Origin of the sequence: Nocardia sp. NPDC046763 (assembly GCF_040645495.1) — a bacterium.
Classification (GTDB): Bacteria; Actinomycetota; Actinomycetes; order Mycobacteriales; family Mycobacteriaceae; genus Nocardia.
In genome coordinates, this window is record NZ_JBEYYI010000028.1 from 104,669 (window position 1) to 117,842 (window position 13,174).

A 13,174-nucleotide genomic window follows, 5' to 3' on the forward strand; every position below is an offset into this window, starting at 1 on the left:
ATGCCCGTCCCGGTGGGGTTGTCGGGATTCCTGGATCTTGTTCTAATCGCGTCATGACGATCGCCATCACCGGCTCCGGCTCGGGCATCGGCGCGGCCACCGCTGCCGCCCTGCGCGCCGCCGGGCACGACATCATCGGGATCGACCTGCGCAACGCCGACATCACCGTCGACCTCACCGACGCCGCGGCGCGCGCAGCCGCGGTCGAGGAGATCGTGGAGCGATCCGGGGGAGTGCTGGACGGTGTGGTGCTGTGCGCCGGCGTCGGCCCCCAGGTGCCGGACCCGAACCTGGTGGTGGAGATCAACTACCGGGCCACCGTGGCCCTGCTCGACGCCCTGCTGCCCGCGCTGCGCAAGGGCGAAAACCCTGCGGCCGTGGTGGTTTCGTCGGTGGCCTCCACCCAGATCAAGTGGGAGGACAACCCGATCCGCACGGGCACCGAGGCCGAGGCCTTCGCCCAGGCCGGGGATTTCGCGGGCCACTACGCCTACGCGTCCTCCAAGAACGCCGTCACCGTGGCCGTGCGCGAACGCGCCGTCGAGTGGGGCGCTGCCGGTGTGCGCCTGAACACCGTCGCCCCCGGCAGCGTCGAAACCCCGCTGCTGCAGGCCGGTCTGGACGATCCGCGCTACGGTGACGCCATCCGCAACTTCGTGGCTCCCATCGGCCGCAATGGCAAGCCCGAGGAGATCGCCTCCCTCATCGCCTATCTGGTCGGCCCGCAGGCCGGCTTCATCCACGGCGCCCAGTTCGTCATCGACGGCGGAATCGACGCGCAGACGCGGCCGACCGCGGTGTAATCCACCGCGGCGCGCCGACCGCGCGCCCTGAACGGTGGCCGAGCCCGCGGGGTGTACAGCCGCATTTCGGCCTCCACCGATGCCGCGGTGACCGGGGTACCCGACCCGATCGCCGCGGCATTCTGCTGTCCGGAGATGACTCGAAGGCCGCGGAAGCGGCTGTGCCGCAATCGGATCAGGCAGGGTCGCGCTCGGCCGAGCCGGTGCTCTCGTCGGGTCGGCCGATGACACCGGGCGCGAAGGGGCCCAGGTGGCCGGTGAGTTCGCTTTCGGCGGTGGGGCTCTGGTGCGGCTGCACGGTGCGGCCGTGCCGGCCATCGGCCGCACCGCCCTTGCCCGCGCCCGCCGCGGCGGGGGAGCATATGAAGCCCGAACCGGCCGGGCTGCCGAGACCGGGGATGCCAGGCGCGCCCGCGCCGAACGGATCGGCGGGATTGGTGACCTTGCCACCGGGGATCGAGGACCCGGGGCCGCCGGGGGTCGACGGCAGACCGCCGCCGCGACCGCCACCACCGGCTTCGATCCCGCCCCCGCGCCTGCCGACCCCTGCGGCAGAAGTGTCCGGGAGGCCCGCCTGCTCCGGTGTGCCGGGCGTGGGAGTTGCTGCCTGGAGGCCGCTTTCGAGCAGGCCCTCGGCCTGCTCCAGGATCGGCCGGCCGACATTCTGCGCCAGCGACCGCACGACCTCGGCCGGGCTCGGGCCGCCCTGGCCGAGCAGCCGGCCGATGATGCCCTGGACCTGCGCGGTGTAGATCGAGAGTTCGCCGTGGGTGGCGTTCACGACCGAAATCGCCTCGCCGAGATGGCGGGTGGCCGAGGCGATCAGCGCGGTCTGGCCGATCGGGGTGAGGATCAGCGGGGCCAGCGCCGTGGCATCGGCGGCGAACGCCTGCGCGATGACGGTCAGCTGGACATTGCCCCGCTGCACCACGGCTGCGGCCCGAGTGGTGATCGACGACAGGTCGAAGCCGCGCTGAGTGGTCTCCCGACCGTGGTTCCCGGCCTGCCGGCCCGACTCCTGCGCACGCAGGGAAGCCTGGCCGTGCCACAGGGATTCGACGGTTTCGAGCGCGCCCCCGCCGATCTGGACCGCGGACTCGATGACCTTCGCCCCGGTGCTGAGCAGGGTCGCCGGATTCAGCCGGCCGAGGATGCCGGTGCCGAAGCTCTGCAGCAGCTCCAGGAACGGCTTGAAGAGCGCGTCCAGTCCGGGAATCGCGGGGAGGGCCAGGCCCTTCATGAGATCGCCGACCGGATCGGCGGGCAACGGCGGCAGCGCAGCCGCGGGATCGGCGGCCCGGGCCAACGCGGCCCGGGCCGCGTTCAGTGCGGCAGGCACCGCGTCGAGCACGTCGTGCGCGGAACCGAGCACGGCCTCGGCCTTGCCGAGCGCGTACTGCGCGCCTGAGAGCGCACCGTGGGCACAGTCCAGCATGGGTGCGACCGCGTCGCCGAGCGTGCCGGTCCTGGCGTCCGCGGCGGTACCGCCCGGGACTCCTCCGGCGAGCGGCGAGCCACCGTGCTCGAATTCCTTACGCGCGAGCGCGAATTGCGGCGGTTCGAACGGTGGCATGTCGGCGGGCAGGGCGCCCAGCGGCAGATCCGGGATCGGCCCGATGACGTTCACGCTGTCGGCTCCCCTTGCGCTGGTGTCCGGAGCGGCCGGGCGGAGGGCATCGATGACGCCGGAGTCGATCGGCCTCATGCCTGTTCGCCGATCTGCTCGGCGGCCATGCCGAGGCCCCCGGCGAATTCGGCGTCGGTGGCGTCGTAGGTGGCGGCCGCGCGGAAGGCGGCCCGGCCGAGGGCGCCGAAGCGGGCCGAGAGGGCGTCGATGTCGCGATCGTGCAGGAGTTCGGCGACCGCGAAGCCTGCCAGGAAGTCCGCGCCGATGAGTCCGAAGACCGGTGTCATGGCCGCGACATGGGAAACCGTGTCCAGGGCGCCCTGGGCGGCGATGTCGGCGGCGACGCCGTCCTGCGCGGCGGCGAAGACGCGCACCGCGCCGGTGTCGACCGAGAGATCGGCCATGACAGCACCCCCTGATCGTCATGGACATGCGGATGGCGAATATATCCCGTCGATCGTCCAGACCGGCGTGGCGTGTGCGGCCACACCGCAACCACACCGTTGTTGCAAATTAGAACAAGTTCTATATTCTCGTCACCATGAAGGTCGCAGTCACCGGCGCCGCCGGGTTCCTTGGCACCAATTTGCTTCGCCTGCTTACCGATCGCGGTCACGAAGTGACTGCCATCGACCGGGTCGCGGGCGCGAGCCAGCCCGGTGTCACCTGGGTCAACGGTGACGTGCTGGACCCGGCGTCCATGCGCGCGGCGCTGGACGGGGCCGAGGTGGTCTACCACCTGGTCGCGCTCATCACCCTGGCCCACAAGAACGATGTGGCCTGGCGGGTCAACACCGAGGGCGTGCGCATCGTCGCGGACGCCGCGCGCGAGGTCGGCGTGCGGCGGATGGTGCACACCAGCTCCATTCACGCGTTCAACCAGTACAGCTGCGGCGGCCGGATCAACGAGCGCTCGCCACGGTCCATCGATCCCGAGCTGCCGGTGTACGACCGCTCCAAGTGGCAGGGTGAGATCGAGCTGCGCAAGATCATCGACAAGGGCCTGGACGCGGTGGTGTGCAACCCGACCGGTGTGTACGGCCCGATCGACAACACCGCCTCGCGCATCAACACCACGCTCTGGGACGCCGCGCGCGGCCGGGTGCCGGTCATGATCAGTGGCGGCTTCGACCTGGTCGACGTGCGCGACGTGGCCCAGGGTCTGCTACTTGCGAGCGAGCGCGGCCGCACCGGTGAGAACTACCTGCTCGGCGGGCACTTCACCGACATGTTCCAGGCCACCCGCACCGCCGCCGAGGTCAATGGGAAGATGAAGCCCGCCTTCGCGATTCCGGCCAAGGTCATCAACGCGTGCATGCCGGTCATGGAGCCTGTCGCCCGGGCGCTGGGCAGCGACCGCATCTCCAAGGCGGCCATGGGTGCGCTGCTGTCGGCGCCGATCGTCGAGCACACCAAGGCCACCGAGGAACTCGGCTACCGGCCGCGGCCCGCCGAGCGGACCATTCGGGATCTGGTCGCCTTCTACAACGGGCAGCCGATCGAGGTCGACACGCAGAAGATTGCTTGACAGTCGTTAGAACGCATGTTCGACTGGGTTGGTGCGTTGGCAAAGGCAAACCCTCGGCGCCGATGATGGCGCGCTGCCCGGGCTCGAACGTGCGGGTTTCGTACGCAGCGTACAGACGCCCGAGTTCGAGGGCATCACGTTTCACGAGGTGCTCTGTAAGAGTGCCCTGAACCGGGTGCCCGACAGTAATCTGCCCTTCAGCTGGACCATCAACCCCATGCGGGGCTGCTCGCACGCGTGCCGCTACTGCTTCGCCCGCGGCACGCACGAGTACCTCGACCTGGACGCGGGGGCCGATTTCGACTCCCAGATCGTGGTCAAGACCAATGTGGTCCCGGTGCTGCGGCGCGAACTCCACAAGCGGTCGTGGCGGCGGGAATCGGTTGCGCTGGGCACGAATACCGATCCCTATCAGCGCGCCGAGGGCCGCTACCGGCTCATGCCCGGCATCATCTCCGCACTCGCCGACTCCGGCACCGGGTTCTCCATTCTCACCAAGGGCACGCTGCTGCGGCGGGATCTGCCGCTGCTCGTCCAGGCCGCCGGGCAGGTGCCGGTGCATCTCGCCGTCTCCATCGCCATTCTGGATCCGGAGCTGCACCGCGGCCTCGAGCCCGGCACGCCCTCGCCGCGGGCGCGGCTGGAACTGGTGCGCGCCCTGGCCGACGCCGGATTCGCGGTGAATGTCATGGTGGCGCCGGTCATTCCGTACCTCACCGACTCCCAGGCGCATCTCGACGCGCTCTTCGCCGCCATCGCCGAGGCCGGGGCCGCCGGTGTCACGGCGTTCCCCATGCATCTGCGCGGCTCCACGCGCGGCTGGTTCCTCAACTGGCTGGCCGAAGCCCACCCGGCGCTGCTGCGGCGCTACCGGCAACTGTATGGTCGGGGTGCTTCGGTGACACCGGAGTATTCTGCGTGGCTACGCGGCCGAATCGAGCCGTTGCTGGAGAAACACCGTTTGAACCGCGATCGGCCGGCCGAACCCGAGGTCCGCGTCGCCGAATCGCACACGCCCGATCCGCAGCTGGCGTTGTTCGCCTGACGGCGGTTCTTTGATCGAAACCATTGCGCTTCACGGGTGTGTCGCGAATATTGCGGAGTAGTTTGGCGTTGGTACCTCACACCTGACGAGGAAGTGATGCACGCGCATGGTTTCGCAGCATGACGACCCTGCGGCGCTGCCGCACAAAGATACTGTGGCTCCGCTGCACAAAGATACTGTGGCTCCGCTGCACAACAGCACTGTGAAAGCTCCGCCCGACGGCGGGGCGGCGGCCGGAAACGGCCGCGCCACAGCGAAATTGGCGGTCGAGAAATTGGAAAGAGTCGTCATCCGCTTTGCGGGCGACTCCGGTGACGGCATGCAGCTCACCGGTGACCGGTTCACCCACGAGGCCGCCGCCTTCGGCAATGACCTTGCCACCCAACCGAACTTCCCCGCCGAGATCCGCGCGCCCCAGGGCACGCTGCCGGGCGTGTCGTCGTTCCAGATCCAGATCGCGGACTACGACATCCTCACCGCCGGGGACCAGCCCGACGTACTGGTCGCTATGAATCCTGCTGCGCTGAAGGCGAATCTGGAGGATTTGGCCCGCGGGGCGACGGTGATCGTGAATACTGACGAATTCACCAAACGCAATCTGACCAAGGTCGGCTATGCCGGTGATCCGCTCACCGACGACACGCTGAACGATTTCGTGGTGCACCGGGTGCCCATGACATCCCTGACGCTCGGAGCAACCGAACCGACCGGTGTGGGCAAAAAGGATGGGCAGCGCGCGAAGAATATGTTCGCGCTCGGCTTGCTGTCATGGATGTACGGGCGGCCTATCGGCGGCACCGAACAGTTCATGCGGGAGAAATTCGCGGCCACACCGGATGTCGCGGAAGCGAATGTCCTCGCATTCCGGGCAGGCTGGAATTACGGCGAAACAACCGAGGCCTTCGCTACCACCTACGAGATAGCCCCCGCGACGCTGCCGGCCGGCACCTACCGGCAGATCACCGGCAACACCGCGCTCGCCTACGGCATCGTCACCGCCGGGCAGCTGTCCGGGCTGCCGGTCTTCCTGGGCACCTACCCGATCACCCCGGCTTCGGACATCCTGCACGAACTGAGCAAGCACAAGAACTTCGGCGTCACCACCTTCCAGGCCGAGGACGAGATCGCCGGCATCGGCGCGGCGCTGGGTGCCGCCCTCGGCGGCGCCCTCGGGGTGACCAGCACGTCCGGGCCGGGGCTGGCGCTCAAGAGCGAGACCATCGGCCTGGCCGTCATGACCGAGCTGCCGCTGGTGATCATCGACGTGCAGCGCGGCGGGCCCTCCACCGGCCTGCCCACCAAGACCGAACAGGCCGACCTGCTGCAGGCGCTGTACGGGCGCAACGGCGAGTCGCCGGTGGCCATCGTCGCGCCGCGCTCACCGGCGGACTGCTTCGACGCCGCGGTCGAGGCGGCCCGCATCGCGCTGACCTATCGCACGCCGGTGCTGCTGCTGTCCGACGGCGCCATCGCCAATGGTTCCGAGCCGTGGGCGATTCCGCAGGTCACCGAGCTGGCTCCGATCGATCCGGGCTTCGAACCCGATGGCGCGGAGGGCGATTCGTTTCAGCCCTACGCGCGCGATCCGGAGACCCTGGCCCGGCCGCTGGCCGTGCCCGGCACCGTGGGCCGCGCCCACCGCATCGGCGGGCTCGAAAAGGCCGACGGCAGCGGCAATATCTCCTACGACCCGGCCAATCACGAGCTGATGGTGCGGATCCGGCAGGCCAAGATCGACGGCATCGCGGTGCCCGAGCTCGAGGTGGACGATCCGGGGGACCGCGCCGAACTGCTGCTCATCGGCTGGGGCAGCTCCTACGGGCCGATCGGCGAGGCGTGCCGGCGGGCGCGGCGACGCGGGGTGCCGGTGGCGCAGGCGCATCTGCGGCACCTGAACCCCTTCCCGCCCAACCTCGGTGACGTGCTGCGCCGCTACCGCACCGTGGTCTGCCCGGAGATGAACGGCGGCCAGCTGGCCATGCTGCTGCGCGCCCGCTACCTGGTCGACGTGCAGCCGTGGACCAAGATCGCCGGCACCGCCTTCCAAGCACAGGAACTGGTCGGCGTCATCGACGCGGCCCTGGACGGTTCCATCGCGGAGATGGAACAGGCCAAGGCCTTCACCGCACGCGCGCGGGCGACCTACCGCACCCCAGGGGGCAACTGATGACCATTCTCGAAAACGCGCTCGTGGGTACCGATCTGGGCCTCACCGGACTGTCCGGCGTGCCGCGGGCCGACCGGCCGCAGAAGGCGAAGGACTTCACCTCCGATCAGGAGGTGCGCTGGTGCCCCGGCTGCGGGGACTACGTCATCCTGGCCACCGTGCGCGGCTTCCTCGCCGATCTGGGTCTCGAGCGCGAGAACCTCATGTTCGTGTCCGGCATCGGCTGCTCGAGCCGGTTCCCTTACTACCTGGAGGCGTACGGGATCCACTCGATCCACGGCCGCGCGCCGGCCATTGCCACCGGCCTGGCGGTGACCCGGCCGGACCTGTCGGTCTGGGTGGTGACCGGTGACGGGGACGCGCTGTCCATCGGCGGCAATCACCTCATCCACGCGCTGCGCCGCAATGTGAACATGACGATCCTGCTGTTCAACAACCGGATCTACGGCCTCACCAAGGGCCAGTACTCACCGACCTCGGAGACCGGCAAGGTCACCAAATCCACCCCGATGGGCTCGGTCGACCATCCGTTCAACACCCTGTCGGTGGCGCTGGGCGCCGAAGCCACCTTCGCCGCCCGTGCGCTGGACTCGGATCGGGCCGGGCTCACCGAGGTGCTGCGCGCCGCCGCCGAACACCGCGGCACCTCGTTCGTGGAGATCCTGCAGGACTGCCCGATCTTCAATGACGGCTCCTTCGACGCGCTGCGCCGGGAGAACGCCGAATCCCATCTGGTCCGCCTACGGCACGGTCAGCCCATTCGCTTCGGCGCGGACGGTGAATTCGCCGTGGTCCGTTCCGGTTTCGGCCTTCGGGTGGCGCGTGCCGACAGTGTCGCCGAAGCCGAGATGGTGGTCCACGACGCCTATACCGACAGCCCCGAATACGCCTACGCCCTGTCCCGCCTGTCCGACCAGGACCTCACCCATGTGGTGACCGGCATCTTCCGCAGCGTCTCCCGCCCCACCTACGACGACGGCGTCCGCGCCCAGCGGAATACCGCCGTCGAACGCAGACCGGTGAGCGAGAACTCGCTGCAGGAGCTGCTCACCGGCCGCGAAACCTGGACGGTCGGGTGATCTTTCGCCGCTAGGCCGGAACGAAGGCGTTCAGCAAGCGCTGGAACACGTCGTCGAAGCGCTTGCGGGACGCCTTCTGGTCATCGCTGAGCCCGTCGCCGAGCTCGGGCGCGTAGACGACCAGGTGCACGTCCTGATCCGGCGACTGCGGCATGTAGTCGATGATCGAGGTCCCCTTGTCGGCCTGCTCCGGCGTCCCCATGTCCACGGCCGCCAGCGCCTTCACCTCGGCAGCCGCGGCGCCGATGACGTCGGCGGGCACGGTCCCGGTCACCGGCTGCGCGCCGTTGTCGGCTCGCTTCACCGCCCACCCGTCGGGCTGAATCTCCAGCGACGGATGCAGATCCGTCCGCGTCTGCCACCCCGCGGGCATGGCGGTCAGCGTGAACAGCGCCACGCTCGGTGCGGGCGCACCCGGCGCCGGGTCCGCCAGCGCGAATACCCCTGTGCCCGTGAGCATTACCGCGGCCAGCGTCGTCACCGTCCCCGCCCGCCACCCACGCCGCCGTGCCACCCTGCCGGGCCCCGCCTCGCCGAAAAGTCCTGCCGCCCTGGCTGTCCGCATTCCATTCCTCCGAATTCCCTTGCGGGCACCCACCCGCCGCCGCCGATTCTGCCGCCAGCCCCGCGCCGCAACCGCGCTGCCACGCCGACCCCACCCGGATACGGACCGCGCGCTGAGTGAAAACGGGTGGTGGGCCGGAAATGGGAAGGTCCCCAGCCTGTTCGAAGCTGGGGACCTGGGGGATGGCGGGTCAGCGGAGGGAGGGTGGGTTGTTCAGGTCCTGGGCCGAATACGTGTCGCAGGCCTTGACCTGGCCGGTCTTGTAGCCGGTCAGGAACCACTTCTGGCGTTCCTCCGACGAGCCGTGGGTCCAGGCTTCGGGGTTGACGCGGCCGGTGGCGGCCTTCTGGATGCGGTCGTCGCCGACGGCGGACGCGGCGGAGAGCGCGTCGCGGATGTCGTTGTCGGTCAACGGCTTCAGGAAGGGGGTGTTCGAGCCGGGCGCGGGGAGCTTGTCGGCGTAGTTGGCCCAGACTCCGGCGTAGCAGTCGGCCTGGAGTTCGGTGCGGACCGCGCCGGAGGTGGGGCCCTGAGGGTCGCGCTGGGCGCGGTTGATGTCGCCGAGCAGGTTCTGGATGTGGTGGCCGAACTCGTGGGCGACCACGTACTCCTGGGCGAGCGGGCCGCCACTGGAACCGAAGCGGTCGACCAGTTCCTGGAAGAAGCTGGTGTCGAAGTAGGCGGTCTGGTCGGCGGGGCAGTAGAACGGGCCGACCGCGGAGGAAGCACGGCCGCAGCCGGTGTTGACCGCGCCGGAGAAGAGGTTGACCTTCGGGACCGCATATTTGCGGTTGGTCTGCTTGGGCAGTTCGGTGCCCCACACACCGTCGAGGCTCTGGGCGGTGAGGATGACGCGGCAGTCGACGTACTTGTTGGCGTCGGCGCCGGTCTTGCAGTGCGTGGGCAGGGTCGCGGTGCCCGACTTGGCATTGCTGTCCGCGCCCGTGAACTGGCCGAGAATGCTGCCCGGGTCGCCGCCGAAGATCAGCGCCGCGATCACCGCGATGATGCCCAGCGCACCGCCGCCGAGAGCCAATCCACCGCCCATACCCGGTCCGCCACTGCCGCCACTCACCCGGTTCGGGTCGATTTGCAGGCCCTCGTTGAAGGTCATGGCAGTCACTGTGACACGGGCGAGTCGATATCGGTTTCCACTCGCTGAACGTGTCTCTCTACGATGGGTCTGCACCTGGTCACATCTCACCGGTGCTTCGAGCCCGTCGAAAGGAATCCCGTGCTGCGCACCCACTTGGCTGGTTCGCTGCGAAGCGAGCACGCCGGTCAGACCGTCACCCTCACCGGCTGGGTGGCCCGGCGGCGAGACCACGGTGGCGTGATCTTCATCGATCTGCGCGATGCGTCGGGTGTTGCCCAGGCCGTCTTCCGTGAAGGCGAACCCGCGGCGGCCGCCCACAAGCTGCGCAACGAGTTCGTGGTGAAGATCGCCGGCGTGGTCGAGAACCGCCCGGCCGGCAGCGAGAACCCGAACCTGCCGACAGGCGCCATCGAGGTCAATGTGACCGAGCTCGAGGTGCTCAACGAGGCCGCGCCGCTGCCGTTCCAGCTCGACGACGAGCCGGGCGAGGAAGCCCGCCTCAAGTACCGCTACCTGGACCTGCGCCGCGAAGGCCCGGCGCACACGATCCGCTTGCGCTCGAGGGTGAATGCCGCCGCCCGCGCCGTGCTGGCCAAGCACGCGTTCGTCGAGGTCGAGACCCCGACCATGACCCGCTCCACCCCCGAGGGCGCGCGGGACTTCCTGGTTCCCGCCCGCCTGCAGCCCGGCAAGTTCTACGCGCTGCCACAGTCGCCGCAGCTGTTCAAGCAGCTGCTCATGGTCGGCGGCATCGAGCGCTACTACCAGATCGCGCGCTGCTACCGCGACGAGGACTTCCGCGCCGACCGCCAGCCCGAGTTCACCCAGCTCGACATCGAGATGAGCTTCGTCGAGCAGGAGGACGTCATCCTGCTGGCCGAGGACGTCCTGGCCGCGCTGTGGCAGCTGGTCGGCTACGAGATCCCGACCCCGATCCCGCACATGACCTACGCCGAGGCCATGCGCCGCTACGGCTCCGACAAGCCGGACCTGCGCTTCGAGGTCGAGATCACCGAGATGATGGAGTACTTCAGGGAGACGCAGTTCCGCGTGTTCCAGGCTCCCTACGTCGGTGCGGTCGTCATGCCGGGCGGCGCGTCGCAGCCGCGCCGCCAGTTCGACGCCTGGCAGGAGTGGGCCAAGCAGCGCGGCGCCAAGGGTCTGGCCTACATCACCTTCAACGAGGACGGCACCCTCGGCGGCCCGGTCGCCAAGAACCTCACCGACACCGAGCGCGAGGGCCTGGCCAAGCAGGTCGGCGCCGAGCCCGGCGACTGCGTGTTCTTTGCGGCCGGCGACATGAAGTCCAGCCGTGCGCTGCTGGGCGCGGCCCGCGGCGAGATCGCCCGCAAGTGCGGCCTCATCGACGAGAACGCCTGGGCCTTCGTGTGGATCGTGGACGCCCCGATGTTCGAGCCCACCGCCGACGCCACCGCGAGCGGCGATGTGGCCCTGGGCTATTCGGCCTGGACCGCCGTGCACCACGCCTTCACCTCGCCCAAGCCCGAGCACATGGACACCTTCGACACCGACCCGAGCTCGGCGCTGGCCTACGCCTACGACATCGTCTGCAACGGCAACGAGATCGGCGGCGGCTCGATCCGTATCCACCGTCGCGACGTGCAGGAGCGCGTGTTCCAGGTGATGGGCATCGGTGAGGAGGAGGCCCAGGAGAAGTTCGGCTTCCTGCTCGACGCCTTCTCCTTCGGCGCTCCGCCCATGGGCGGCATCGCCTTCGGCTGGGACCGCATCACCGCGCTGCTGGCCGGGGTGGACTCGATCCGCGAGGTCATCGCCTTCCCGAAGTCGGGCGGCGGCGTCGACCCGCTCACCGACGCGCCCACCCCGATCACCCTGCAGCAGCGGCAGGAGGCGGGCCTCAACGCCAAGCTCGACGCGAACGGCAGCCCGATCAAGGACGACGCCAAGTAAGGGCGGCGCCCGGACAGTCGAGAGCCCGCCGGTATCAGCGATACCGGCGGGCTCCGTCGTCGACAGCGGGTCGCGCGCGGGTGGATCGGACTCAGACCACGAGCCCGTTGGTGAGTGTGCGGTAGGCGTAGGTGGTGGCGATGGCGGTGACCGGTCCGGCCACCAGCAGTCCCAATCCGCACAGCAGCGCGCCGATCACTGTCATGATCAGCACCCCCAGCGCCAGCAGGGTCACCTGCAGGGCATTGGCGATCACCAGCCGCACGCTGGATTGGATTGCGGCGATCGGATTCTGGTCCCGGTCGATCACGAAGTGCAGCGCGAACATGCACAGCACACCCACGATGATCGCCGGGAAAACGCACGCGATCGAGGCCACGAAGCACAGCGCGAACACGATGAGCGCGGTGATCAGCACATTCCCGGCATTCACGAAGCCGAAGAAGGCCGGGAAATCCGGTGGCGTCCCGTCGGTTTCGTACAGTGCGCCGCGGATCATGGCGGCCTGCAGCAGCCACACCACCAGCGACGCCACCGCGAACAGCAGGACGACCGCCGACAGCGACTGCACGTCAACCGTATTCACCAGCAAGGTGACCACCAGCCAGGCGATCATGCCGATCAGCACCATGCCCACCCAGGGAATGGGATTGAGCCGGAACCGATCCCACCCGTAGGCGAGGGCCGCGCCGACATCGAGGGTCTCGCGCGGGAGTGTATAGCCCTGTTTCGGTCCCGGCTCGGCGGCTGGGGGACCGGCGGGCGGCGACATCGCCCCCGGCGGGAATCCGCCCGGCGGAGGGGGATTCCCGCCGGGCGGCATGCCCGTCGGCGGCAACTGCGGTGGCGTGCCCGGGCCATAGCCGCCCGGCGGCTGTGGCGCGCCCGGCTGCGGGGTGAAGGCCGGCGGAGGTTCCACGGGCTCGCTGCCGTACTGCGCGGCACCGGGGCCGTCGAATTGCGGGTACCCGGCGAGGCCGGGCATCTGGTGGCGGGCGGGCACGGGGCCCGGTTCGGGCGCGCCGGAAACCGGTGCGGGCTCGGGGTTTTGGTGCTGCCCAGGGTGGGACGGATACTGCTCGCCGCCCCCCGCGACGGGAGGGTCGCCGGAGGGCTCGTACGGTGCTGAGGGCGGCGTGCCAGTCATGGTCGCAAGCCTTTCACATTTCCCGGTTTACGGTGTGGCGCACAGCAAGTGACCATGAGACAACTAGACGGTCCTGGTTGTGTCAAGCAACCAGCGCCGAGCGGGCAAACCCTTCACAAAGACACGCCGTCCGACGCGCGAAAGGTTGCGCAACCGCTCGCTGAAAGTGACCTGACGGGAGTAAC

The 13,174-nt window shown here is 69.2% G+C and carries 11 protein-coding genes; 6 read left to right on the plus strand and 5 right to left on the minus strand.

Annotated elements, in window-relative coordinates; translation table 11 throughout:
* Window positions 1-53 precede the first annotated feature (53 nt).
* On the plus strand, window positions 54-803 hold the full coding sequence (locus ABZ909_RS34270; protein WP_354837294.1) for an SDR family oxidoreductase: 750 nt from the start codon (window positions 54-56) through the stop codon (window positions 801-803).
* Window positions 804-978: 175 nt separating this feature from the next.
* Here the strand turns inward: ABZ909_RS34270 and ABZ909_RS34275 are convergent, their stop codons facing one another.
* Together ABZ909_RS34275 and ABZ909_RS34280 are read right to left on the minus strand one after the other, a co-directional pair.
* The gene (locus tag ABZ909_RS34275; protein ID WP_357008176.1) at window positions 979-2,508 is read right to left on the minus strand and encodes a hypothetical protein; all 1,530 of its coding nucleotides are present in this window, start codon (window positions 2,506-2,508) and stop codon (window positions 979-981) included.
* Complete coding sequence (locus ABZ909_RS34280; protein WP_357008179.1) at window positions 2,505-2,834, minus strand: type VII secretion target; 330 nt, start codon at window positions 2,832-2,834, stop codon at window positions 2,505-2,507. The genes ABZ909_RS34275 and ABZ909_RS34280 overlap by 4 nt, the downstream gene beginning before the upstream one ends.
* A 137-nt stretch (window positions 2,835-2,971) precedes the next feature.
* Here ABZ909_RS34280 and ABZ909_RS34285 point away from each other — a divergent pair, with 137 nt between their 5' ends.
* The 4 genes from ABZ909_RS34285 to ABZ909_RS34300 all read left to right on the plus strand — a co-directional run bounded on the left by ABZ909_RS34285 (window position 2,972) and on the right by ABZ909_RS34300 (window position 8,249).
* On the plus strand, window positions 2,972-3,958 hold the full coding sequence (locus ABZ909_RS34285; RefSeq protein ID WP_357008182.1) for an NAD-dependent epimerase/dehydratase family protein: 987 nt from the start codon (window positions 2,972-2,974) through the stop codon (window positions 3,956-3,958).
* Between the two features lie 31 nt (window positions 3,959-3,989).
* The gene (locus tag ABZ909_RS34290; RefSeq protein ID WP_357008184.1) at window positions 3,990-5,003 is read left to right on the plus strand and encodes an Rv2578c family radical SAM protein; all 1,014 of its coding nucleotides are present in this window, start codon (window positions 3,990-3,992) and stop codon (window positions 5,001-5,003) included.
* 259 nt (window positions 5,004-5,262) lie between these two features.
* Window positions 5,263-7,170, plus strand: coding sequence for a 2-oxoacid:acceptor oxidoreductase subunit alpha (locus ABZ909_RS34295; RefSeq protein WP_357008249.1), 1,908 nt, complete (start codon window positions 5,263-5,265; stop codon window positions 7,168-7,170).
* On the plus strand, window positions 7,170-8,249 hold the full coding sequence (locus tag ABZ909_RS34300) for a 2-oxoacid:ferredoxin oxidoreductase subunit beta (RefSeq protein ID WP_357008187.1): 1,080 nt from the start codon (window positions 7,170-7,172) through the stop codon (window positions 8,247-8,249). Before ABZ909_RS34295 ends, ABZ909_RS34300 begins: the two co-directional genes overlap by 1 nt.
* Window positions 8,250-8,259: 10 nt before the next feature.
* Here ABZ909_RS34300 and ABZ909_RS34305 read toward each other — a convergent pair whose 3' ends face one another.
* Both ABZ909_RS34305 and ABZ909_RS34310 read right to left on the minus strand, forming a co-directional pair.
* Complete coding sequence (locus ABZ909_RS34305; RefSeq protein WP_357008190.1) at window positions 8,260-8,814, minus strand: hypothetical protein; 555 nt, start codon at window positions 8,812-8,814, stop codon at window positions 8,260-8,262.
* Window positions 8,815-9,004: 190 nt separating this feature from the next.
* Entirely contained in the window at window positions 9,005-9,928 is a 924-nt protein-coding gene (locus ABZ909_RS34310) for a neutral zinc metallopeptidase (protein ID WP_357008193.1), read from the minus strand.
* A 120-nt stretch (window positions 9,929-10,048) separates the two neighbouring features.
* On the opposite strand from ABZ909_RS34310, the gene aspS reads away from it, so the two are divergent.
* A complete protein-coding gene (gene aspS, locus ABZ909_RS34315; RefSeq protein WP_357008196.1) occupies window positions 10,049-11,842 on the plus strand; it encodes an aspartate--tRNA ligase in 1,794 nt (597 codons plus the stop codon).
* Between the two features lie 91 nt (window positions 11,843-11,933).
* On the opposite strand, the gene ABZ909_RS34320 is transcribed toward aspS, so the two are convergent.
* Window positions 11,934-12,989 carry a hypothetical protein gene (locus ABZ909_RS34320; RefSeq protein ID WP_357008199.1) on the minus strand — a complete coding sequence of 352 codons (1,056 nt, stop codon included), beginning with the start codon at window positions 12,987-12,989 and terminating at the stop codon, window positions 11,934-11,936.
* Between the last annotated feature and the right edge of the window lie 185 nt (window positions 12,990-13,174).